General features: G+C 65.1%; 23 protein-coding genes. 10 read left to right on the top strand and 13 right to left on the bottom strand.

All coding sequences use genetic code 11. From position 1 onward, the window contains the following. Positions 1 to 6: 6 nt before the first annotated feature. The 6 genes from ACZ1JW_RS09260 to ACZ1JW_RS09235 are packed head-to-tail and all read right to left on the bottom strand — an operon-like array spanning position 7 to position 5,472. Positions 7 to 1,185, bottom strand: a complete 1,179-nt coding sequence (locus ACZ1JW_RS09260; protein ID WP_465140345.1) for an acyl-CoA dehydrogenase family protein — start codon at positions 1,183 to 1,185, stop codon at positions 7 to 9. Next, on the bottom strand, positions 1,185 to 1,511 hold the full coding sequence (locus tag ACZ1JW_RS09255; protein ID WP_465140344.1) for a hypothetical protein: 327 nt from the start codon (positions 1,509 to 1,511) through the stop codon (positions 1,185 to 1,187). The genes ACZ1JW_RS09260 and ACZ1JW_RS09255 overlap by 1 nt, the downstream gene beginning before the upstream one ends. Beyond that, entirely contained in the window at positions 1,508 to 2,383 is an 876-nt protein-coding gene (locus tag ACZ1JW_RS09250; protein WP_465140343.1) for an HpcH/HpaI aldolase/citrate lyase family protein, read from the bottom strand. Before ACZ1JW_RS09250 ends, ACZ1JW_RS09255 begins: the two co-directional genes overlap by 4 nt. Next, positions 2,380 to 2,832, bottom strand: coding sequence for a MaoC family dehydratase (locus ACZ1JW_RS09245; protein ID WP_465123843.1), 453 nt, complete (start codon positions 2,830 to 2,832; stop codon positions 2,380 to 2,382). Before ACZ1JW_RS09245 ends, ACZ1JW_RS09250 begins: the two co-directional genes overlap by 4 nt. Before the next feature lie 13 nt (positions 2,833 to 2,845). Continuing rightward, positions 2,846 to 4,045 (bottom strand): acetyl-CoA acetyltransferase, encoded by a 1,200-nt coding sequence (locus ACZ1JW_RS09240; protein WP_465123844.1) that lies wholly within the window; start codon positions 4,043 to 4,045, stop codon positions 2,846 to 2,848. Continuing rightward, positions 4,045 to 5,472: a hypothetical protein gene (locus ACZ1JW_RS09235; protein ID WP_465140342.1), complete on the bottom strand. Its 1,428-nt coding sequence runs from the start codon at positions 5,470 to 5,472 to the stop codon at positions 4,045 to 4,047. Before ACZ1JW_RS09235 ends, ACZ1JW_RS09240 begins: the two co-directional genes overlap by 1 nt. Positions 5,473 to 5,610: 138 nt before the next feature. Here ACZ1JW_RS09235 and ACZ1JW_RS09230 point away from each other — a divergent pair, with 138 nt between their 5' ends. The 10 genes from ACZ1JW_RS09230 to ACZ1JW_RS09185 all read left to right on the top strand — a co-directional run bounded on the left by ACZ1JW_RS09230 (position 5,611) and on the right by ACZ1JW_RS09185 (position 15,118). Then, complete coding sequence (locus ACZ1JW_RS09230; RefSeq protein ID WP_465140341.1) at positions 5,611 to 6,501, top strand: SDR family oxidoreductase; 891 nt, start codon at positions 5,611 to 5,613, stop codon at positions 6,499 to 6,501. Between the two features lie 7 nt (positions 6,502 to 6,508). Continuing rightward, positions 6,509 to 7,672: an acyl-CoA dehydrogenase family protein gene (locus ACZ1JW_RS09225; protein ID WP_465140340.1), complete on the top strand. Its 1,164-nt coding sequence runs from the start codon at positions 6,509 to 6,511 to the stop codon at positions 7,670 to 7,672. A 74-nt stretch (positions 7,673 to 7,746) separates the two neighbouring features. Then, positions 7,747 to 8,226, top strand: a complete 480-nt coding sequence (locus tag ACZ1JW_RS09220) for a MarR family winged helix-turn-helix transcriptional regulator (RefSeq protein ID WP_465123848.1) — start codon at positions 7,747 to 7,749, stop codon at positions 8,224 to 8,226. A gap of 21 nt (positions 8,227 to 8,247) precedes the next feature. Beyond that, positions 8,248 to 9,009 carry an SDR family NAD(P)-dependent oxidoreductase gene (locus tag ACZ1JW_RS09215; protein WP_465140339.1) on the top strand — a complete coding sequence of 254 codons (762 nt, stop codon included), beginning with the start codon at positions 8,248 to 8,250 and terminating at the stop codon, positions 9,007 to 9,009. A gap of 24 nt (positions 9,010 to 9,033) precedes the next feature. Beyond that, a complete protein-coding gene (locus tag ACZ1JW_RS09210) occupies positions 9,034 to 9,462 on the top strand; it encodes a PaaI family thioesterase (RefSeq protein WP_465140338.1) in 429 nt (142 codons plus the stop codon). Beyond that, positions 9,459 to 10,250, top strand: a complete 792-nt coding sequence (locus tag ACZ1JW_RS09205; RefSeq protein WP_465140337.1) for an enoyl-CoA hydratase-related protein — start codon at positions 9,459 to 9,461, stop codon at positions 10,248 to 10,250. Before ACZ1JW_RS09210 ends, ACZ1JW_RS09205 begins: the two co-directional genes overlap by 4 nt. Before the next feature lie 19 nt (positions 10,251 to 10,269). Next, positions 10,270 to 11,511: an acetyl-CoA hydrolase/transferase family protein gene (locus ACZ1JW_RS09200; protein WP_465140336.1), complete on the top strand. Its 1,242-nt coding sequence runs from the start codon at positions 10,270 to 10,272 to the stop codon at positions 11,509 to 11,511. Between the two features lie 2 nt (positions 11,512 to 11,513). Next, positions 11,514 to 12,443 carry a 3,5-dioxohexanoate:acetyl-CoA acetone transferase gene (gene kce, locus ACZ1JW_RS09195; protein WP_465140335.1) on the top strand — a complete coding sequence of 310 codons (930 nt, stop codon included), beginning with the start codon at positions 11,514 to 11,516 and terminating at the stop codon, positions 12,441 to 12,443. Between the two features lies 1 nt (position 12,444). Then, on the top strand, positions 12,445 to 13,863 hold the full coding sequence (locus ACZ1JW_RS09190) for an AMP-binding protein (protein WP_465140334.1): 1,419 nt from the start codon (positions 12,445 to 12,447) through the stop codon (positions 13,861 to 13,863). Beyond that, on the top strand, positions 13,850 to 15,118 hold the full coding sequence (locus ACZ1JW_RS09185; protein WP_465140333.1) for an enoyl-CoA hydratase-related protein: 1,269 nt from the start codon (positions 13,850 to 13,852) through the stop codon (positions 15,116 to 15,118). The genes ACZ1JW_RS09190 and ACZ1JW_RS09185 overlap by 14 nt, the downstream gene beginning before the upstream one ends. A 36-nt stretch (positions 15,119 to 15,154) precedes the next feature. Here the strand turns inward: ACZ1JW_RS09185 and ACZ1JW_RS09180 are convergent, their stop codons facing one another. The 7 genes from ACZ1JW_RS09180 to ACZ1JW_RS09150 form a co-directional block, all read right to left on the bottom strand. Then, the gene (locus ACZ1JW_RS09180) at positions 15,155 to 15,475 is read right to left on the bottom strand and encodes a DMT family transporter (RefSeq protein WP_465140332.1); all 321 of its coding nucleotides are present in this window, start codon (positions 15,473 to 15,475) and stop codon (positions 15,155 to 15,157) included. A gap of 28 nt (positions 15,476 to 15,503) precedes the next feature. Continuing rightward, on the bottom strand, positions 15,504 to 16,475 hold the full coding sequence (locus ACZ1JW_RS09175; RefSeq protein ID WP_465140331.1) for a DUF7064 domain-containing protein: 972 nt from the start codon (positions 16,473 to 16,475) through the stop codon (positions 15,504 to 15,506). A gap of 35 nt (positions 16,476 to 16,510) precedes the next feature. Then, positions 16,511 to 17,509: a DUF7064 domain-containing protein gene (locus ACZ1JW_RS09170; protein WP_465140330.1), complete on the bottom strand. Its 999-nt coding sequence runs from the start codon at positions 17,507 to 17,509 to the stop codon at positions 16,511 to 16,513. Positions 17,510 to 17,549: 40 nt separating this feature from the next. Then, entirely contained in the window at positions 17,550 to 18,044 is a 495-nt protein-coding gene (locus ACZ1JW_RS09165; RefSeq protein WP_465140329.1) for a hypothetical protein, read from the bottom strand. Then, positions 18,041 to 19,270, bottom strand: coding sequence for a phosphotransferase family protein (locus tag ACZ1JW_RS09160; RefSeq protein WP_465140328.1), 1,230 nt, complete (start codon positions 19,268 to 19,270; stop codon positions 18,041 to 18,043). The genes ACZ1JW_RS09165 and ACZ1JW_RS09160 overlap by 4 nt, the downstream gene beginning before the upstream one ends. Positions 19,271 to 19,312: 42 nt before the next feature. After that, complete coding sequence (locus ACZ1JW_RS09155) at positions 19,313 to 20,281, bottom strand: DUF7064 domain-containing protein (RefSeq protein WP_465123861.1); 969 nt, start codon at positions 20,279 to 20,281, stop codon at positions 19,313 to 19,315. An 82-nt stretch (positions 20,282 to 20,363) separates the two neighbouring features. Next, positions 20,364 to 22,694: a TonB-dependent receptor gene (locus tag ACZ1JW_RS09150; protein ID WP_465140327.1), complete on the bottom strand. Its 2,331-nt coding sequence runs from the start codon at positions 22,692 to 22,694 to the stop codon at positions 20,364 to 20,366. Between the last annotated feature and the right edge of the window lie 257 nt (positions 22,695 to 22,951).

Raw genomic sequence — 22,951 nt, 5'->3', positions numbered from 1 at the left:
AATTCCTCAGTAGCTCTTGGGCAGGTCCAGCACCTTCTCGGCAATGAAGCTGAGAATGAGCTGCTCGGTGATCGGGGCGAGACGGGTCAGCGCGGATTCGCGATAGAGCCGCTCGACGTGATACTCCTTGGCGTATCCGAAGCCGCCATGGGTCGCGACCGCCTGCCAGGCCGCATCGTGGCAGGCACGCGCCGCGAGGAACTTGGCGGCATTGGCCTCGGCGCCACATGGCTGGCCGCTGTCGTAAAGGCGCGCGGCCTTCTCGACCATCAGCCACGCACTTTCGAGATAGCACCAGCGCTCGGCCAGCGGGTGCTGGATGCCCTGGTTCATGCCGATGGGTCGATCGAACACCACGCGTTCGCGGGCATATTTGGTTGCGCGGCGCAGAGCATCGGTGCCGATGCCCATGGCTGCCGCCGCAATCAGGATGCGCTCGGGATTCAGGCTGTGCAGGATGTAGCCGAAGCCCTTGCCTTCCTCGCCGATGCGGTCCTCTTCGGGGATGAACAGGCCGTCGATGAAGATCGCGTTCGAATCGACTGCCTTGCGGCCCATCTTGGGGATCAGGTGAACATCGATCTTGGTGCGATCGAGATCGGTATAGAAAATGGTGATCCCGTCAGTCGGCTTGGCGCAGTCCTCGAACTTGGTGGTGCGCGTCAGCAGCATGATCTTGTTCGCGACCTGCGCGGTCGAGGTCCAGACCTTCTGCCCGTGGACCACATAGCCGTCCGGCACCTTCTCCGCGAAAGTCTTGATGCGGGTGGTGTTGAGACCCGCGTCGGGCTCGGTGAAGCCGAAGCACACCTGGTCCTCGCCGCTGACGAGGCGCGGCACCCAGCGCGCCTTCTGCTCTGGCGTGCCCTTGACCACGATGGGGTGCGGGCCGAACAGGTTGATGTGGACGGCAGACGAAGCGGCAAACCCGCCGCCGCACGCCGCCACTTCACGGATCATGGTCATCGCCTCGGTCACGCCGAGGCCCGATCCGCCGAACTCCTCGGGCATGGTGATACCCAGCCAGCCGGCATCGGCCATGGCGCGATGGAACTCGCGCGGGAACTTGCCGTCGTCGTCGCGGGCCAGCCAGTATTCGTCGTCAAACGGTGCGCAGACAGCGCGCACGCCGTCGCGGATGGCGTTGATATCTTCTTCAGTGGGAAGCGGGCGGCAGTTGGACATCAGGCAAACTCCGAATGTGCACGACGGATGCGGCGGAACAGGTCAGGGCCGCGCCAGAGCAGCCAGGCGGCGTTGACCATGTTGCCGGTCGCGCAAGTGACGAGAAACAGAAGGATCGTCAGCCCGAGGCGGCGCTCGTAGGCGTAGATCAGCAAGGCGAAGAGCGCGAAGCCGCTGTAGGCATCGGCCCAAACGTAAAGGCCCCAGACGACCTGCCATACGTGGAGTTGGTCGGCCACGACCTCGCCCGTGGCAAAGGCGTAGATCAGGAAGGCAGTCAGACCGGCCACGATGGCGAGGCAGACCATGCGTGCGAAGGAACTCATGCACTTTCACCTGCCGATGCCAGCGTCTTGTACGCGGCCTTGAGGTGGGGAATGTCGTACATCTTGCCATCGATGCCGAGCGTTCCGGCAGCGGGGTTGGCGGCAAAGGCATCGACAATGCGGCGCGCGTGAGCGATCTCTTCGGCCGAGGGCGTGAAGCAGCGGTTGATCGCCTCTACCTGATCGGGATGGATCGCGATGCGTCCGGTGAACCCTTCGCGGCGCGCGCGACGGCAGTCGCGTTCTAGCCCTTCGGCATCGCGGAAATCGGCGTAGAGCGTATCGATCGGCGCAACCCCGGCAGAGGCCGCCGCAAACAGGCACAGCGCCCGCGCAATCCGGTAGGGTTCGGTCCAGGAGCCATCGGGCTCCTTGTTGTCGGTGGCACCAATGGCAGCGGCTAGGTCTTCGGCACCCCACGTCAGCCCGACGAGCCGGGGATGCGGTGGGGTATAGCTGCCCAATGCAAACATCGCCTGCGGCGTCTCGGTCGAGACCACCGCGATGCGCACCGTGCCCACTGCCATGCCGCACGCCGCCTCCAGCGGATCGATCATGGCTGCAATGGTGGCGATGTCGTGCGCGCCATTGGCCTTGGGTACGAGTATGCCGGCAAGGCCCGGGCGCACGACCACGCGCAGGTCCGCCTCGGTCAGCCCGCTTTCCAGCGGATTGACCCTGACGAACAGGGCGGCCGGAACTTCACCCGCACGGTCGAGCCAGCCCGCCACCTTGGCGCGGGCCTCGTCCTTGAGCGCGGGTGCGACCGCATCCTCGAGATCGAGGATCAGCACGTCGGCCCCGGTGGTCGCGGCGCGGGCGAACTTCTTGTCGCTGTCGCCCGGCACGAAGAGCAGCGAGCGCAGCCTCATGACGGCTTCTTCAGCATCAGCGCATTGCGCACGGTGCGGCAGACGATCTCGTCGCGCTGGTTGAGGCCGATATGCTCGAAGGTGACGATGCCCTGCGTCGGGCGCGACTTGCTCTCGCGCAGTTCAAGAACGCGAGTCTCGGCGCGGATCGTATCGCCCGAGAACACCGGCTTGGGAAAGGTCGTATCGGTCATGCCCAGATTGGCGACCGTGGTGCCGAGCGTCGTCTCCTGTACCGACAGGCCAATCACCAGCCCCAGCGTGAAGATCGAGTTCATCAGCGGCTTGCCGAACTCGGTTTCCGCGCAATAGGCGTGATCGATGTGCAGCTGCGCCGGGTTGTAGGTCAGCGAGGAGAACAGGCTGTTCTCGTAATCGAGCACGGTCTTGCGCACTTCGTGCCGGAACACCTGCCCCACGGTGAATTCATCGAACCACAGACCTGCCATGGACTCTATCCTCTCAGTTCAGTCGGCCAAGGATCGCGACAGCGGCAACGCTGTTGAAGGGCGATCCGCCGAGGTTGTGGGTGAGGCCGAAGTCGGCCTTGGCGCGCTGGCGGTCGCCCGCGCGGCCCTGCAACTGGTTGTAGACCTCGTAAGCCATGCGCAGGCCCGATGCGCCTACCGGATGGCCGAAGCACTTGAGCCCGCCGTCTAGCTGGCACGGTATCGCACCGTCGCGGTCAAAGCGTCCGTCCAGGATATCGGCAGGCGCCCGGCCTTCGTCGGACAGGCCGAGGTCTTCCATGATCACCAGTTCGGTGATCGAGAAGCAGTCGTGCACTTCGGTAAGATCAAGCTCTGCGCGCGGGTCAGATATCCCGGCTTCGGCATAGGCGCGTGCGGCCGCGGCGCGGGTGTTGGGCACCGAAGCCCCGTCCCATGCGCCGAACTGCATTTCCCAGCCGTTGCTGGCCGAAAGCTGGATCGCCTTGATCGTGACCGGATCGGCCTTGCCCAGTGCACGGGCGATCTCGGGCGTGGTGACGATGGCAGCCGCCGCCCCGTCCGAAACGCCGCAGCAGTCAAACAGTCCGAGCGGATCGGCGATCAGCGGCGCGCCGAGGATCTTTTCCATGTCCACCGCGCCGCGCAGGTGCGCTTTGGGCGAAAGCGCGCCGTTCTGGTGGCTCTTCCACGAAACATGCGCCATCGCCCGCTTGAGGTCTGCCGCGTCGATCCCGTGGCGCGCGGCATAGGCACCAGCGAGCTGCGCGAACGTGCCCGGTGCCGAACCATAGGGCATCCACAGGTCGTTCTGCACGCCCTTGGTGCGCAACGGCAAGCCGCCGTAGCCGGTGTCCTTGAGCTTCTCGACACCGATCGCCAGCGCCACGTCGACCGCGCCCGAAGCCACGGCGTAGGCCGCGCCGCGCAGGGCTTCCGTGCCGGTCGCACACATGTTCTCGACGCGGGTGACAGGCACCTTGTCCAGCCGCAGCGCATGCGCAGCAGGGAGCGCGCTGTTGCCGACGTTGATGTCGTCAAGCGCATTGCCGACCCACACCGCCTCGATCCGGCTGCGCTCGATCCCGGCATCGGCCAGTGCCTCGGCATAGGCCTCGACCATCAGCCCGTCAGCACCGACGTCCCAGCGCTCGCCAAAGCGGGTGCAGCCCATGCCGACGATGGCCACCTTGTCGCGAATGCCGCTCGCCATCAGGCGTCTCCCAGTTGCGGGCGGGCCAGCGGCGCCGCCTTCCAGAAATAGGTACGAAAGCCAAGGCGCGCGTTGCGCGACTTGATGCGCAGGCGCATGCCCACGCGCTGGCCCACGGCAAAACCTGCCTCGGGCCGGTCAACCATCTCCATCAGCACGCGTGCGCCGTTTTCGAACTGGACAAGGCCGAAGTCGAACGGCGGGTCGGGCGTGAAATTGAGCCGGTCGGCCGTGACCGAGACGATCGTCGCCTCAAGGTCAGCGAGGCGCACATCCTCCAGCACCTCGGGCGCATCGAGCGCCGGGTTGACCGGAATGGGGCTCTTGGGAAACTGCACGTTGCCAAGGCTGTCACGCCCGCCGATGAAGCCGATCATGTCGCGCCCGACGCGTTCCAGCACCGTGGCCTGAGCCTTCTGCTCGAACTCGGAGCGCATACCCCAGTCGAGATCGACGCCGTCCGCCAGGCTGAGGAAGCGCGAATAGCTCGTCAGGCGCTGCCCTTGCCCAAGCGCTTCGGCCATTGCCGCGGCGCCCGGCACAGGCGCGTCGACTGCAAGAACCAGCGCATCGACGCCGCTGCCAAAGCCCAGGACGAGCACGAATTCGCCCGGCTGCGCTGCCGCAAGCGCAAGGCCTGCGCCATAGACCGCATGGGCTGCGCCGAGGTCCCCGGCGACATGCGCAAGCGCCTCGCAGTGGTTTGGTGCCGCACATCTCAGCGCGCGCGCCGCCACCTTCCATGCAGCACCAACCGGTTCTGCCACCGCGACATGGGCCAGATCCGAAGGCTCGATGCCCGCATCAGCGCAAGCGGCCTTCACTGCAGGCACAAGCAACTCGCCCACCGCAATGTCGCGCACGAAACGCTCTTCGTAGGCGTAGGACGCAGGGTGCTCCTGCGAGGAATAGCGATCGACCAGATCGTGCGTCACGCTCGCATGGCCGACCAGCCGTGCTGCAGCATCGGCCCCGGTCCGCACCGCTGCTGCCCCGTCTCCGAAGGCGAGCTGTGCTGCGCTGCCGGGCTGGGTAAAGCGCTTCTCGCCTGCCGCCACGATCTCGTCACGCCCACCGAGCAGGGCATCGAGCAGCGCGCTGGTGCCAGCCCGGCGCGAATTGGCCGCGTCAGTGCAGCGCGTGGTGCGTGGCAGGGCAAGGGCATCGAGCGCGATTGCGCTTTGCGCCCGGTCGGTGAAGTAGGCCGAAGTCGAGGCGAATCGCAGTGCAGAGGGCGCAGCATCGCCGACCAGGCCGCGCGCCGATTCGACCGCCATGGTCAGCGCATCCTCGTCCCACCCGGCAACCGCGCGCGTGCCGGCTCGCGGCATGGGCAGGCCAGACCACGCCAGCTCCCGCGCGGCGGTCTTCCGGTCGAGGCGAAGCAGCGGGAGATATCCGCCAATCGCTGTAATGCCGTGTCCCAAGCAGCCCTCCGATAACTACATTACTATCATCTGCCTTACGGGTGTGACCGGCCAAAATCCGCCACTCCGCCTTGACAGCTTCGAATCATGTAGTAAACAGCTTCACATTATCTGGCAAGGGCCGAGACGGAGAGGACAATGGCAATCTTCACGAACGATGCACTGGCTGGCAAGTCCGTGCTCGTCACCGGTGGCGGTGGCGGACTTGGGCGCGAGATCGCCCATGCCATGTCCGCGCTCGGCGCGCACGTCCACATCTGCGGACGCCGTCAGGCCATGCTCGATGCGGCAGCGCAAGACATCTCGGCGGCCACCGGCCAGCCCGTCGGCGCTTACGTGTGCGACATTCGCGATGCCGATGCGGTCGATGCGATGATCGATGCGATCTGGCAGGTCGCCCCGCTCACCGGGCTGGTCAACAACGCCGCAGCCAACTTCATCGCCCCGACCAAGGAGCTCTCCGCTCGCGGCTTCCGCGCAGTCACCTCGACCGTGATGGACGGCTCGTTCCACGCCACGCTTTCGTGCGGCAAGCGCTGGATTCGCGACGGCCTGCCCGGCTCGGTCGTGTCGATGCTGACAACCTGGGTCTGGACCGGGTCGGCCTTCGTCGTGCCCTCGGCCATGGCCAAGAGCGCGATCCACGCGATGACCATGTCGCTCGCGGCCGAGTGGGGCCCCTACGGCATCCGCCTCAACGCCACCGCGCCCGGCCCCTTCCCCACCGAAGGCGCATGGGAAAAGCTCAATCCGATTCCAGACACGCAAAGCTCGGCCACGAACTGCGATACGGTGCCGATGCGCCGGTTCGGCCAGATGCCCGAATTGACCAACCTCGTCGCCTATCTCCTGTCCGACGCCAGCCCCTACCTCACCGGGCAGACCATCGCGATCGACGGCGGCCAGCATCTCGCAGGGCCCGGGACATTTGCCGATCTCACCAACCTGACCGGCGAACAGTGGCGCGCCGCCCGCGAGGCCATCGCCGCCTCGGTCGCCAAGGAAAAATCACAGCGCAGCGAAGGCTGATACGTCCATGATCGAAAGAAACATCTTCCAGCCAGAGCACGAGATGTGGCGCGAGACCGTTCGCCACTTCATCGAAAAGGAAATCGTGCCCCATCACGAACAGTGGGAGAAGGACGGCATCGTCCCCCGCGAGCTGTGGCTCAAGGCGGGTGAAGCGGGCCTGCTGTGCTGCACGGTGCCAGAGGAATACGGCGGGCTCGGCCTCGATTACCTGTTCGACGTGGTCGTCTTCGAGGAACTGTGGCGCGTGGGCGCAAGCGGCCCCGGCTTCCTGATCCACACCGACCTTGTCGCGACCTATATCCTGACGTTTGGCTCCGAGGAGCAGAAACGCCACTGGCTGCCCAAGATGGTGCGCGGCGAGGCCATCGGCTCGCTCGGCATGACCGAACCTCACGCCGGAAGCGACCTGAAGGCCATCCGCACCAAGGCAGAGCGAGATGGCAACCACTTCTTGATCAACGGGCAGAAGGTGTTCATCTCGAACGGCCAGATGTGCGACGTTCTGGTGCTGGCGACCAAGACGGACTCGATGGCTGGGGCCAAGGGCGTCACGCTCTTCCTCGTCGATGCCAGCCTGCCCGGATTCAACCGCGGCAAGAACCTCGACAAGCTCGGCATGAAGGCACAGGACACGTCGGAACTGTTCTTCGACAACCTGCGCGTGCCCGCCGATGCCATGCTCGGCGAGGAGGGTCAGGGCTTCTCGCTGATGATGACCAAGCTCGCGCAGGAACGCCTTGCGCAGGCAATCCGCTCGGCCACGGTGGTCGAAACGGTAATCGACTATACGGTTGAATACACCAGCGAGCGCAAGGCCTTCGACCAGACCATCGCCGACTTCCAGAACACCCAGTTCGTGCTTGCCGACCTCAAGGCGCGCAGCGTGATGGCTCGGGTCTTCACCGACAAGTGCATCGAGTTGTTCATGCAGGGCAAGCTCGACCCGGTCGATGCCGCAGCAGCCAAGATGGTGACGTCGGAGCTGCATTGCGAGACCGTCGACAAGTGTCTCCAGCTGTTCGGCGGCTGGGGCTACATGTGGGAGTATCCGATCGCCCGCGCCTATGCCGATGCGCGCATCGTGAAGATCGCAGGCGGCTCGATCGAGGTGATGAAGACGATCATCTCGCGCGACATGTTCAAGGGCCGGCTGGGCCGCAAAAAGTGAACCGGCTTACCCAACCTCTTGCTAACGGCGCATCTGTCACTAGTCCGGGAACGTCACTTTCCGGAGTTCTCCAGATGATCCAGAAGAATCTCGATTCAAGCCTGCGTTTCGGCTTCCTCATCCACGACGTGTCGCGCCTGCGCCGCATCGTCGTGGACCGGGCGCTGAAGCCTCTCGGGCTGACCCGTTCGCAGTGGTGGGTACTGGCGTTTCTGTCGCGACGCGATGGCATGACGCAGACGGCGCTCGCCGCCGATCTCGACCTGACCAAGGTTGCCGTGGGCGGCCTGATCGACCGCATGGAAACGGGCGGTTTCGTCGAACGTCGCGCCGATGAGCGCGATGCGCGCGCACGCCGCGTCTATCTCACGCGCGCTGGCCAGAAGCTGGTCTCGACCATCCGCGAAAGCGTGGACGCTGTCGAAGCCGACATTCTGGCCTCGGTTACCGAAGACGAGCTCGATGCCGCTGCGGCCGTGCTGGTCAAGATCAAGGGCCGTCTGCTCGAACTCGTGGGTGGCGAAGCTGAAGGCGGACAGGACTTCGACACCTGACCGCAATCGATGGAGGAATACGTGAAGGGACTTGAAGGTAAGGTCGCAATCGTCACTGGCGGAGGCCAGGGCATCGGTCGCGCGCTCAGCCTGCGGCTGGCGGCAGAAGGTTGCAAGGTCGCGATCTTCGACCTCAGCACCGCTGCTGGCGAGGAAACCGCCAAGCTTGCAGGCGAAGGCGCCACCGTGCGCACCTGGCAGCTCGACGTGAGCGATCTTGGCGCCGTGCAGGCCGCGGTCGAGGCGGTCGAGGCCGAACTTGGCCCGATCTGGACGCTGGTGAACAACGCCGGCTGGGACCGCCCGGCGCCCTTCCTCAAGACCACGCCCGAGTTCTGGGACAAGGTCATTGCCATCAACCTGACCGGCAACCTCAACACCCACTTCGCAGTGGCCGGTCGCATGGTCGCCAATGGCGGCGGGCGGATCATCAACATCGCGTCCGATGCCGCCAAGGTCGGCACCGCGATGGAAGCGGTCTATTCGGCCTGCAAGGGCGGCCTGATCAGCTTCACCAAGTCGATCGCGCGCGAACTGGCCCGCAAGAACGTGCTGTGCAACTGCGTCTGCCCGGGGCCGACCAACACGCCGATGATGGCCGAAGTTGCAGGGACCGGACCCGAAGCCGAAAAGTGGAAGGCAGCGCTCGAACGCGGCATCCCGCTCGGCCGCATGGGCGAACCCGAGGACTACGCTGGCATCGTTGCCCTGCTCGCTTCCGAAGACGGCGGATACATCACCGGCCAGGCCATTTCGGTCTCCGGCGGCATGAACATGGTCTGATCGCCCGAGGGGTGAGAGCGAGCCATGCTTACCGACACGAGACCTGATCTTCCGGGCGACTGGACCTGCGACTTCAATACCGGGGTCGGGCAATGGTCGCTCGGCGGGCTGTGGCTCGACCGGCAAGGCGCGCGGCTCGCGGTCCGCGTGGCCAAGCGTCACTGCAATGCCTTCGGGGTCATGCACGGTGGTGCCATGGCGACCTTTGCCGATGCGCAGGCGCTCGCCGTTCGGAGTTACAGCGGAGAAGGAACCGATCACACGCCGACCGTTTCCTTGTCCGTCGACTACCTTGGCGGTGCCCGCTTCGGAACCTGGCTCGTCGCCGACGTCACCCTGCTGCGCACCACCCGCGCACTGATCTTCACCCAGGCGCTCATCACCGCAGACGGCAAGCCCGTCGCCCGCAGCAGCGCCATTTACCGGAACTTCCAAGGAAAGGATGCACAATGAGCACGCCCCAGTTCGAAGACATCATCTACGAAGTGCGCGGACGCGCCGCGTGGGTTATCATCAACCGCCCCAAGCTCTACAACGCCTTCCGCGCGCAGACGATCGAGGAACTGATCGCCGCGTTCAAGCTGGCCGCTGACGACAAGGGCGTCTCGTCGGTCGTGCTCACCGGCGCTGGCGACAAGGCCTTCTGCACCGGCGGCGACCAGAGCGCCAAGGACGGCCAGTACGACGGGCGCGGCATCGTCGGCCTGCCGATCGACGAATTCCAGTCGGCCATCCGCGACATCCCAAAGCCGGTGATCGCTCGTATCAACGGCTTCGCGATCGGCGGCGGCAACGTCTTCGCCACGCTTTGCGATCTGAGCATCGCCGCAGATACAGCCAAGCTGGGGCAGGTCGGGCCGAAGGTCGGCTCGGTCGACGCAGGCTGGGGCACCGCCTTCCTCGCCCGTCACGTCGGTGACAAGAAGGCGCGCGAGATCTGGTATCTCAACCTGCAGTACACCGCGCAGGAAGCGATGGAGATGGGCCTCGTCAACAAGGTTGTCCCCGCCGCCGAACTCGACGACGCGGTCAACGAATGGACCGAAATGCTCGGCCAGCGCTCGCCCACCGCACTCGCCTTGGCCAAGCGCAGCTTCAATGCCGACAGCGACAATATTCGCGGCATCTCGATGCTCTCGCTCAACGCGGTGAAGCTCTACTACGATTCCGAGGAATCGAAGGAAGGGATGCGCGCATTCCAGGAACGTCGCACGCCCGACTTCCACAAGTACGTCAAGTAAGGGCGAAGGGGCGCGGACCATGTCTGCAAGGCACCTGCGCCCCGGCGACCTGCCCGGCGCTCTCCCGCCGGGCGGGTTGACGCTCGTCTCGTCGAGCCCGGCGGAATCCGATCTGCTCGCAGCCGAAGTCACCGCCGCCGGACCCGCACTGGGCGCGATGACCTTCTCCGGCATCTTCGTGCCCGGCCTCAACAAGGCCACTTGGAACGCGGGGCCCGACAGCCGCGTGTTGACATTCTTCCAGACGCCCGAACTGCGCAAGGAATGCCCGCGCAGCGATTTCAGGCCCTTGTGCTACCAGGACATCCTGCGCCTCTACCGTCGGCAGAAGCCCGCCGCCGCGCTGTTCATGTGCAGCCCGCCCGATGCCGAAGGCATGTGCAGTTTCGGCGCTGAGACCGGCTTCATCGCCGCGCTCTGGCCCGATATCCCGGTGCGCATCGCCCACATCAATGCCGCCATGCAGCGCACGCCGGGCGATCCGGGCATTCCCCTCTCCGCGATCACCGCCTTCTACGAGGGCGAGCAGCCGCTGCGCACTATGGCGGGCGGCTCGGACGCGGTGAGCGAAGCCATCGCTGTCGCCATCGCCCCGCTCATACCCGATGGCGCCACGCTGCAGACCGGCCTCGGCAAGATCCCCGATGCCGTGCTGCGCGCGCTGTCCGGGCACCGCAACCTGCGGCTGCACAGCGGCTTGATCGGCGATGGCGCGCTCGAGCTTGTCCGTTCGGGTGCCATGGCACCGGGGCCGTCTGCGCTTGCCGGCGTCGCCATCGGCAGCCCCGAGCTCTATGCCAGTCTCGACCACGAGCACTTCCAGTTCCGCCCGGTGACGGTCACCCACGATCCGGCGATCCTTGCCGGGATTGATTGTCTGGTCACGATCAATTCGGCAATGGAAGTCGATCTCTACGGGCAGGTCCATGCCGAGGCATCCTCGCGCGGGTTCATGTCCGGTCCTGGCGGCGCGGGCGACTATGCACGCGGCGCACGCGCAGGCGGGGGTCTCAGGATCATTGCCCTGCCCTCTACCGCTGGCTCCGCAAGCCGCATCGTCCCTGCCGGGCAAGGCCATGGTCCGGTCTCGCTTTCGCGCTTCGATGTCGATCTGGTCGTGACCGAACACGGCGTCGCAGACTTGCGCGACCTCGGTCACGAGGCCCGCGCGCAGGCCCTCATCACCATTGCCGCCCCCGCGCACCGCGAAGAGCTCGCCAGGAGCTGGCGCGACGGGATGCACGCCCTTCAGGAGAGATAGCCATGGCGTCGAACAAGGTCATCATCAGCTGCGCAATCACGGGTTCGATCCACACCCCGTCGATGTCGCCACACCTGCCCGTCACGGCCGAGGAAATCGCCGAGAGCGCTCTCGGCGCGGCAGAGGCGGGTGCGGCCATCGTCCACCTACACGCGCGCGATCCGCAAGACGGCAGGCCCGTCCACACGCCCGAGGACTTCGCGCCGTTCCTCAAGGTGATCAAGCAGTCGAGCAACGTGGTGGTCAACATCACCACCGGTGCCTCGCCCTACATGCCCGTCGAATACCGGGTGAAACCCGCCGAGACATGGAAGCCCGAAGTCGCCAGCCTCAACATGGGCTCGATGAACTTCGGCCTGTTCCCGATGCTGCGCAAAGAGCGCGAGTGGAAGCACGCGTGGGAGCCCGAGATGCTCGAAGCCAGCCACGACCTCGTCTTCCGCAACAGCTTCAAGGACATCCGCTACGCACTCGACACGCTGAACGCCACCGGCACCCGCTACGAATTCGAGTGCTACGACACCGCCCACCTCTACAACCTGCACTACTTCTGGACCGAAGGCCTCGTGCAGGGGCCGCTGTTCATCCAGACCTGCTTTGGCCTGCTCGGCGGCATCGGCGCGCATCCGGACGATGTCATGCACATGAAGCGCACCGCCGACCGGCTGTTCGGCGACAACTACCGCTGGTCGGTCTTGGCCGCAGGCGCAAACCAGATGAAGGTCGCGGCGATGGCCGCCAGCATGGGCGGGCATGTCCGCGTCGGCCTTGAAGACTCGCTGTGGCTCGACAAAGGCAAGCTGGCGCCCAGCAACGCCGCGCAAGTGGAACGGGTGCGCCAGATCATCGAGGGCCTCGGTCTGGAGGTCGCTACGCCCGACGAAGCGCGCGAAATTCTCGCCCTCAAGGGCGGCGACGCGGTGGGCTTCTGAAATGGAGCCCTTGTCGCTGGCAGCGGCGCTTGCCCGTCATGACCCCGCCCGCGAGGCGGTGGTTCATGGGCATGAGCGGCTGACCTTCGGACAACTCGATGCCCGCGCGCGCCGCCTTGCCAGCTGGTTGGTTGAACGCGGCGTCACGCAAGACGATCTCGTCGCTTTTGCCTTGCCCAACGGCCCGGACTTCATCGCGCTGGCCTTTGCCATTTACTTGGCCGGTGCCACCCCTGCTCCGCTCTCGGCAAGGATGGCCGTAGCAGAGCGTGACGCAATTCTCGAGACGATGCGCCCGGCGCTCTTTGCCGATGCAACTGACGTTGCCATGGCGTTAGCTTCGGATCGCCCTCCGTTGTCCGGCGATCCGGTCATCGCAGCCTCGTGGAAGGCCTGCACCAGTGGCGGCAGCACCGGACGACCCAAGGTCATCGTCGATGGACGCCCTGCAGCCTTCGCGCCCGAAACCGGCTTCATCGCCATCCCGCGCGATGGGCGCGTGCTGGTCCCCGGCCCGCTCTATCACAACGCCCCGTTCAGCGCGGCGGTCTTTGCGCTGTGGAGCGGCTCGACCGTGGTCACCATGGACCGCTTCGAGGCCAGTGTTGCGCTTGAACTGATCGAGCGGGAATCGATCCAGTGGGCGATGATGGTGCCGACGATGATGCACCGCATCATGGCCCTGCCCTTGGCCGAGCGCGAGGCCTTCGACCTGTCGCACTGGCAGACCGTCGTCCACACCGCCGCACCCATGGCACGCTGGCTCAAGCAGGCATGGATCGACTGGCGCGGGCCAGATCACATCTGGGAAGTCTATGGCGCGACCGAAGGCCTCGTGCGCTGCTGGATCGGCGGGCGCGAATGGCTTGCCCGGCCCGGCTCGGTCGGTCGACCGCTGGGCGATGCGCGCATCCGCATCCTGCGCGCCGATGGCAGCGAGGCGGCGACCGGCGAGACGGGCGAGATCTTCGCCATGCCTGCGACCGGCCCCGGAACGACCTATCGTTATATCGGCGCTGATCGGCGGACTGGCCCCGATGGCTGGGAAAGCGTGGGCGACATGGGCCACGTCAATGAACAGGGCTATCTCTTCCTCGCCGACCGCAAGGACGACCTGATCATCAGCGGCGGCATCAACATCTGGCCGGCCGAAGTCGAAGCGGCCATCCTGCGCCATCCGGCCGTGCGCAGCTGCGCCGTCTTCGGCGTGCCGCACGAGGATCTGGGTGCCGCCGTCCACGCGGTGATCGAGACCGGCGAGGACCTAGCCCTGCCCGAGCTTGCCCGTTTCCTTTCATCCCACCTGACGCGGGCCAAGCACCCGCGTTCCATCGAATGCACCAGCGCGCCCGTGCGCGACGATGCGGGCAAGTTCCGCAAGCCGCGCACGCTGGCAATGAGTTCCCATGACGCTTCCTGACCTGACCCAGTTCCGCCTCGAGATGCAGGACAACGGCCTCGTCCACCTCGTGTTCGATTGCCCCGGCAAGTCGATGAATGTGTTCTCGAACAAGGCGATACACGAACTGGGCGCCTTCGCCGAATGGCTGCACAAGGCCGACGTGCGCGGCGTCGTGCTGCGTTCGGGCAAGCCGACCGGCTTCTGCGCGGGCGCGGACCTGACCGAACTCGGCGTTGCCTACGACATGATTGTCGCCGCCCCGCAGGCTGACCGCTTCGACATCGCCTTCAATCACTTCTTTCCGCTCAGCCACGCCATCCGCCGCATGGAAACGGCAGGCAAGCCGATTGCGGCGGCCATAGCGGGCGTTGCGCTCGGCGGCGGCTGCGAACTCTCGCTCGGCGCGCACTACCGCGTTGCCACGGATTCGAAGCGCGCCATGCTCGGCCTTCCCGAATGCGCGGTGGGCCTGCTCCCCGGCGCGGGCGGTACGCAACGCATGCCGCGCCTCGTCGGGGTGGACCTTGGCCTTGAAGTCCTGCTGCTCGGGCGCAACCTCCAGGGCACGGACGCACTGGACGCAGGCCTCGTCAACGAGATCGTCGCCGAGGGCGAAGAGGTGGCCGCAGCGGAGCGCTGGCTGCTATCGCCCGATGCCCACGCGGTGCAGCCATGGGACCGCGAAGGCGCGGTTCCGCCAACCCATGCCGACTATGCCGAAGCGATCACGCGCCACCGCACGCGCGAACTTGCCCGCATGTTGGGCCACGAACCTGCCCCCATCGCCATTCTCGATTGCGTCGAACTCGGCCTCATGCAGCCGATCGATGGTGCGATCCGCGCCGAGATGTCGGTCTTCGCGCATCTCATCCAGCGCCGCGAGGCGCGCAACATGATCCGCACCATGTTCCTCGGCAAGCAGGCCTATGACAAGGCCGCGCGCGATGGAGGACCGGCTCAGCCGGTTAGCGCTGCCGCCGATGCCATCACGCAGGCAAGCGCAGCGGCGCTGGCAAGCTGCCCGGACCTCGCATCGGCCGGTTTCGGCAATGGTTCCGCAGATCCGGTGCAGTCGCGCGTAGCGGCACGCACCTGGCTCGAAGGCCAGCCCGTCCTCGTCCAGGCGCTCAAGGGCCTTGCCGAGGCCTGCCGCACGCAAGCCGCCGCGCTCGACGAAGCCGGATGCCTCCAGCTCGATCATGCCGTGGTCCGCTCGGGTGCCGTCCCGGCCTATCTCGGCGGCGCCACCGGCTTGGCTGACCTGATCGGCTGACGCCCAGCCCGCCGAGGCGTTGCGCACCCCGGCGGCTTACCGCGCCAGATAGACCAGCGCGATGCCCGCGCAGATCAGCGCTATGCCTGCGCCCTGCGCCAACCCGATCGTGTCGCGATAGACGAGCACGCCGACCAGCGTCAGCACGGCAATGCCGGTGCCCGACCAGATCGCGTAAGCAACGCCCAGGGGAATTGTCCGCAACGCCCGCGCCAGTGCGCCAAATGCAATGACATAGCCGACGAGCGCCACAGCCGAGGGCAGCAGCCGACGCAGCCCCTGGCTTTCCTTTAGCGCCGACGTCGCCACGATCTCCATGGCGATGGCCAGCGCCAGATACAGCCAGTTGGCGCTCATCGGGTCCCCTTGCGGCAGGGTCCGCCCGTCAGTCGCGGGCGAACGTCAGTTCCTTGAATGGCTGGAACTGCTGCACGTAAGGCTTGGCGAATTCAAGGTAATCCCTGTTCCAGCAGAATTCGCACCAGCCGGTACCGCTTTCATCGCCGATCTGCACGGTGATGGCAGATTCGCGCAGCAGGATTTTCGGATCGGTCTCGTAGTCGAACTTGCCGAAAGTCTTGCAAGTGACCAGCGTGGTGCGGCCCATGTCGTCATCAAGCTGCGCGTTGAACGCCACGTGGTGCATGTCGTCGTCGAACAGGTATTCGTGCCGTGCGTCGGTAACCTGCGCCATCGCGCCATCGCGGAAGACGAAGCCGATCACGTGCTTGGTGCCGAAGCTCTGCATCTCGAAGAAGTGCAGCGCGGCCGAGGGCGTGGTGGCGTGGAACCACTTGTAGTGCTGGTTGAGACCCCAGATGCGGTGCCCCCAGGCGTGGTCACGCTGGCTGAAGCAGCGGAACTCGAAGCGGTCGCCATCGATCTCCATCGTGCCCGTGGCATGGCCGTGCTGCTCGGTGCGGTCATCGGCGTAGTAGGGCGGGCATCCGTTCGGATGGGCGCTGAACGGGAAGACGGGGTGGAAGGCCTCGAAAGTGCAGTCGATCTTCACCCGCTTGCCCTGGAAGGAATAGAGCACGGTCTTGTGCGGCTCGATCACTTGCATCCGCAGGCCCTGCACCTGCCAGTCGCTGAAATCCATGTCGACCGGCACCGCCACCGCCTCGAACCGCTCCTGGATCGGCGCGGCAAGGCCGGGACCGAACAGGCATACCGCGGCACCTGCCGTGCGGTCGGCATTGATCCAGGGATAGATGAACCCGGCAATCCCGCGTTCGGGAAGCTGCAGCATCAGCGCCACGGCCTCGCGCGCGTGGGGTTCGTCGCGCAGCTGGTGGCGATTGTCGTGCTCGTCGGCAAAGGCGGGGATCGTCGAGGGTATGTGTTCGAAAGCCATCGGCCTGCATTCTCCGAAAGGTTTGGCCCTGCCGCTCAGGCAGCCGTTGCGCCGAAGCGCGACAAGCGCTTCGACAAGGTGGTCACGCCGATCACGTCGGTCACGTTGCTGAAGCCAACGCGGCTGCCCATGGTCCAGCGGTAGAGGCTCTGGAACGAAATGAAGCTGGTATAGGCGGTATGCCAGGGCGCGGCCGCGATCGCCGCGCCGTGCATTTCCCACTGGCGCCCCTTGGCATCGGTGATGCGCACCACGCGATGCATGCCGAGCATTCCAACGCTTTCCGCATCGACCTCCGCTGCCACCACCGCGCAGCTTTCGCCATCGACCACGGCATAGCCGAAGCGGAACGTGGTATAGACCTGCTGCCCGCCGACCACGTCGAGCGTGACGACCAGATGGAAGGCAAGATCGTCGCCGAAGGTCATATGCATCCACGAGACCGGCGCTGAATTCCACTCTGCCCTCGGCCCCCAGCTGCGGTCGAGGCCGTCGACGCAGGACACCTCGAACCTGCGCCCGTATAGCTCAAGCTCGCCCTCGATCCGACCGACCAGATCGTAGTGGCCCTTGGTCCAGGCATCGCCCGCGCCGGTGGAGGCCTCGGCATTGCCCTTGAACGCTTCCAGCATCGGGTTCTGCGCCGCATCCAGCGGATCGAACGGGTGCATCAGCCCCCGGAACGACAGGTCGAACCGGCAAAGCCCATCGCGCCCGTCATAGCGGAAGCGATAGTCGCGCGCACCGTTAGTGCCTTTGACCGAAAGCCCGTTCTCCAGCGTGAAGTCGGCCATCGTCGGCGGGCATGGCACGTGCATCGGCGCGTCCGAATAGTCGACGGTCCAGGCGTTGGCATGAATGCCCTGGTGCACATATATCGACGACAGGCACACGCCGAGGTTGGGCCTGCACAGGACATAGGCGTTGCCGCTGATCCGCTCCTCGGGGACAGAGAAGATCAGGAACAGCGTTTCGGCATGGTCAAGCGACGGCGAGTTGCCGTTGTGCAGGTGCAGGTCCTGATCGGTAATCACGGTTTCTGTCCACGGTTGGCAAGGAGGGCGCGCGGGCGCTTCACCATGCAGGCGGGGGAAGGTCCTCGGGCTTGAGCTCGAAGCCGAAGGGGCTGGTCCACTGTCGCGCCTGCGCCACCATGGCCGCGCCATGATCGAGCACCAGCGCATCGAGGTCCCGGCTGACGGCAGGGTCGGTGCAGCGGCTGCCAAGCGCGGTCACCTCGTCACGGAGCGCACGGCAGGCATCCTCGATCGCGGCAGTATCGGCTTCGGCGCTCGCCATAACGGCCCGCGCACCTTCGAGCACTGCGGCCAAGGCATCGGCACTGCCGACGCGGGCCAATGTCTGCTCTGCCAGGGTCACATAAGCGACCAGCTCCATCCGCGCATATCGGCGGGCATCGGGCAGGCGGGTCTTGACGAAGCCGATGGTGGCGATGGCAAGGTGCAACTGCTCCACCACGTGTTTCTCGGCATTGCCGAGCGCGGGCGCCACGACTTCTTCCAGCGCCCGCAGCGCAACCTGCAGCTGTACGTCCAGTCCGAGGTTCATCGCACGACCTCCATGAAGCTCTCGCGCAAGTCCGAAAGCGCGCCATAGCCGACCGCGACGACATAGTTCACCAGCACGTCCTGATGTGTGCCCCTCATGCGCGAGGCGCGCGCCGAGGCGGCCAGCGTAAGCACCGCGATCAGATAGCGGTTGAAGATGTTGTAGTACTGCAGCCGCACCGGATCGACCGAGAGCCCCGAAGCCTCGCTATAGGCGGCATAGAGCGCATCGGCCGACATCATGCCCGAGCCCAGCTGCGTCACGCCATCTTCGGCATAATGCGAGAACGAGGGCATCGCCGCGTAAGTCAGGTCCTGATGCCGGTCACCCAGCGTCGCGCCTTCCCAGTCAAGCCAGGCGGTGATCCGTCCCTCGGCCTCGTCGAACAGGAAGTTGCCGCTGCGATAGTCGCCGTGGACGATCGAGACGTGATCGAGCGCGGGCGCATTGGCCACGAGCCAGCGATAGACCACCTCGAGCACCGGCTCCTCCTCTACGCGGTCCTCTTCCCACACCCGGCGCATGGCGTTGACCTGCCGGATCACCGAATGGTTCGATCCCACCTGCGGCCGTTCGAAATGCGCAAGGCCGTCTGCGGCGGCAACGTCGATGCGATGCAGCCTGGCCAGCAGGCCGACGAAGTCGGGCGCAAGCTTCGCGCGCAGTTCCGGGCCGTAGTTCTGGCCGAGACCCGAGACCTTGCCGGAATCGTAGGAAGGCTTGGCCGCACCCGTGACGAAGCCATAGATCATCGCCGGATAGGGCAGGAATTCGCCCTCGCCGTCCACCCACCAGGGCTTGGGCGAAGGAATGATCCCCTCGACCGCCTGCAGGACCTCGAATTCGCGATGACGGCTGGACTCGGTGACCGAAGCCGCCGGTTCCATGCGCAGGACCATGCGCTCTTCCTGCCCGGCCTTCGCGGTGCCTTCGGGCCAGCGCAGATCGAACAGCACCTGCAGCTTCGAAGCGCCGCCCGAAAGCCAGCGCCCGTTGACGATCTCGACCGGCGTGCCCAGCCGTGCCGCGATCAGCGCCTTGGTTCCGTCGAGCAGACGCTCGAGCGTCACGCCTTCATAACCCGGACCGTTGCGGCGGTGCATCTTGCGCGTCAGCACCGTGTCGATCTCGCGCTCCACCGGATAGCGTGCGCGGATTGCGTCAATCGTCGCCTCGTCAGGATGGCGGCGCCGCGCCTCATCGATAATCTCGTATTCGCCGGCCATGTCTTCTCTCCCAGCCCGGACCCGTCTTTTCGTTCGTCGCTTCTAGTAAAGCGCATCCGCCATGTTCAGCGACAGCGCATACTGGCCAACGAAATCGGCGATATGTCCATAGCCTGCGCGGCTGCCGGACTCCCAGCGCAACAGAACCTGGTACCCGCAGCTCGACGGATTGAAATTGTACCACGGCCCTGCCGCAATGCTCTTGCCGCGCGCGAAATATTCCTCGCCCCGGTCGTCGACGAAGCGCACGTTGGCGCTGGTCACCAACATGTCGGTGCGCTTGGCATCCATCTGCGCCGACATCAGCGGACGCCGCTCGCCGTTGACGAGCACGTAGCCGTAACGCAGCCCGCCATAGACCATGTCGCGGCCCTGGAAATCGATGTCGAGGATCAGGAAAGCCCGGACGTCCTCGCCAAGATCCACGTGGATCCAGGTCGCGCCCTTGTTGCCCCAGTCATTGCGCGGGCCCCAGCTCTTGTTGACGCCTTCGATGCAATCGACCTGATAGGTCTTGTCGCGCAGGCGCAGCGTTCCGGTGACGCGGCCCTTGCCTTCGAGATGGCCGTTGTTCCAGCCGCTGTAGCCCTGCACATGACTGCCTGCCGCCTGCGGCACCTGCGCCGGATCGCGCGCATCGGTCGGCTCGCAGATCGCCGAATAGTGCAGTTCAAGCGAGCAGATCCCGTCGCGCGATTCATAGCGCCAGTCATGCTCGCGCTCGCTGTGCGCCTTGAAGCTGAGCCCGTTGGCCAGCGTGAAGTCCGAATAGTCCTCCGGGCAGCGCAAGTGCATCTGCGCATCGTTGTGATGCAGCTGCCAGGGGTGGAAGCACATGCCCTGGTGGATCTCGATCGAGCTGTGGCAGACCCCAAGGTTCGGCCGCGCCACGCAGTAGAGATTCCCGCTTATCCCGAACTCGGGCACCGAGAATATCTGGAAGATCGTCTCGGTCCAGGTGTCGTCAGCCGGATCGCGGTCGTGGAACTTGTAGTCTTCGGCGGTGATCATCGACCAGGACTTCCAGAGAAACGGGAATGGGTCAGAAAGGGGTGGCAGGCCGGCACAAGGGAACACCGGCCTGCCTGGTGCATCAGAAGCGGTACCGCGCTTCGAGCATGTAGGTGCGCGGTTCGCCCGGGATGACGAAGTTCAGCGCGAACAGGCTCGCGAAGCCGACGCCGCCGGTATAGAACGTCTTGTTGAAGGCGTTCTTGACCAGACCCGAGAACGACCAGCCACGGCCATCCTGCTCCTCGATCCCGAGCCGGAAGTTGGCGAGCGTGTACCCGTCGATCTTCGTGTTGGGGTTGAGCGAAAGGCCCGTCGAGCTGAAGTAGTTCGACGACTGGTAATAGGCATCGCCGTGCGCGGTCACGTTCCAGCCATCGGTCACCGGCAGGGTGATGTCGGCCGCAATCGTGCCCGACCAGCGCGGGGTATCGGGGTAAGTGTCGAAAGTGGCGAAGCTGGTGCCGCCGTTGGTGCCAAGCACCGCGACGCGATTGTCGGTGAAGCGGGCATCGGTGTGGTTCAGGCTGCCGCTCAGCGTGAGCCATTCGGCAGGCTGGATCATGCCGTCAAGCTCGAAGCCGGTGATCTTGGCCTTGGGCACGTTGACGGTGATCCCGGCGAGAGCACCATAGACCGCGACATAGTTGGCGCGCTGGATGTTCTCGACCCACATGTTGTAGACCGCGAGGTTGAGACGGACCGGCATGCCGCCCGCATCGCCCTTGAACTTGGCGCCCAGTTCGACGTCGGTCGCCACTTCCGGACGGAATTCGCCGCCCGAGGTGTTGGCAAAGCCCGGCGTCGGCGGAGCGTGGAAGTTGAAGCCACCGCTGCGGAACGAACGGCGCGTCATCGCATAGAGCATCAGGTTGCTGTTGACCTGGTTCTGCAGACCGGCGGTCCAGCTCACCTTCTTGAAGGTGTCTTCCTGGTTGGTGATGAAGCGGCCATCGGCGTAGAACGGCGCATAGACGGGGTTTCCGGTGACGGTCCACTGGTCGTCCGGATCGCGGACGAAGCTGATCTTCTCCGAAGTGTAGCGCAGGCCGCCGGTCAGCTTGAAGCCTGCAAACCCGGTGTCGAGCGTTGCCTGGGCATAGCCTGCGAACGTCTCGCTGGTGGTGGTGCCGGCGTTGATCTGCGGCGGCAGACCCAGCCCGTTCAGGATGAAGCTGGTGTTGCGCAGGTGATCCTTGATGTGGGCATAGTAGCCGCCGATCACGTACTCCAGCTTCTCGTTGAAGGCCTTGCCCTGCAGCTGCAGTTCTTCGGAAACCTGCTCGATCTTGCTGTCGCCGCCGAAAGCGCCCGTGGTCGAATTGCCGCGACCGTCGATGCCAAAGCGCGTGCCGTCGATGTCGCTCGCGCTGAACGATTTCGACCGGGAATAGCCGAAGACGTTGCGCAGCTTGACGTTGTCGCTCAGCTCGGCCGAAGTGATGTTCGAGACCACCCAGTTGCGGGCGCGGAACACGCTCAGCGAGTCCACGTCGACCACGAAGGGCCCGCGCTTCTGCTGTTCCTTGCCGAAGTTGACGAGGTCAGGGAAGAACACGTTGTTGGGCACGAACGGGTTGCCCGGCACGTTGTTTGCCACCGGCACGACATAGGACACGACCGGCTGGATGTTCGAGCCGTTCGAACGGAAGTAGTCCACCACCAGATCGTTGCTGATCGGGCCATCGGGCATAATCGAAAGGCTGAAGCGCAGGCCGAGGCGATCGATCTTGCCCTCGTCGGTGTCGTAGAACAGATTGTGCTGATAGCCGTCACGGTTGCGGTACGAACCCGCCACGCGGACAAGAACCTTGTCCTCGACCAGCGGCCCGCTGACCGCGCCTTCGACCTGAACGTCGTTGAACCGGCCATAGCGCACTGCGCCATAGCCGCTTAGCTCGCGCGTCGGCTTTGCAGTGGTGAACAGCACCGCGCCACCTGTGGCATTGCGGCCGAACAGGGTGCCCTGCGGCCCCTTGAGGACCTGGACCGACTGGAGGTCGTAGAACGCAGTGGAGCCGCCACCGGTCGCCACCTGCACTTCGTTGACATACGGCAGGACCGAGGGCAGCGAGCTGGTGTAGGCGTCGACCGTCTGGCCACGCAGCGAATAGTTCAGCTGGTTATCGTTCTGGCTGCTGCGGACGATCAGGCCCGGTGCCACGAACTGAAGGTCACGCTCGGACGTGACGGCCTGCTTGGTCAGCGCTTCGGCACCGACAACCGCGACGGCCACTGGCGTGCGCTCGAGCGCTTCGCTGCGACGCTGCGCGGTGACCACGATTTCTTCCGATCCTGCAGCCGGGGCTTCGTCAGCCGCCTGTGCTGCTGCCTGCGCCATGGCAACGCCCGGCGCAAAACCGCACGCAAGGGCCGAGCCCACCAGCAATGCGCGTTGCAAGTCCTTCAACATCCTTCCCTCCTTCGACGCGGGAGCCGTCCCTGTTTTTGGCCGCTTTCACGGCCTCATCCGACTCATCACGTCTATAACGATAAAGCTGTTTATTTTTAGATCAACCGTTTTTTGCATCGGCCTGTTTCGTCCATTTATCCTGATTTATATGGGTTTGAAAGGAAACATTTTGATGATCATACGTTTTCCCGATAGCAGCGTTGACGGGATGATGGTTCCTGCCCATAACGAAGATGACCATTGCCGGAAGCCGAACG

This window comes from Novosphingobium sp. BL-A-28-Hi1-0D (genome assembly GCF_055521755.1).
Note: the sequence above shows the minus strand (reverse complement) of the source record. Positions and strands in the feature narration are given on the sequence as shown.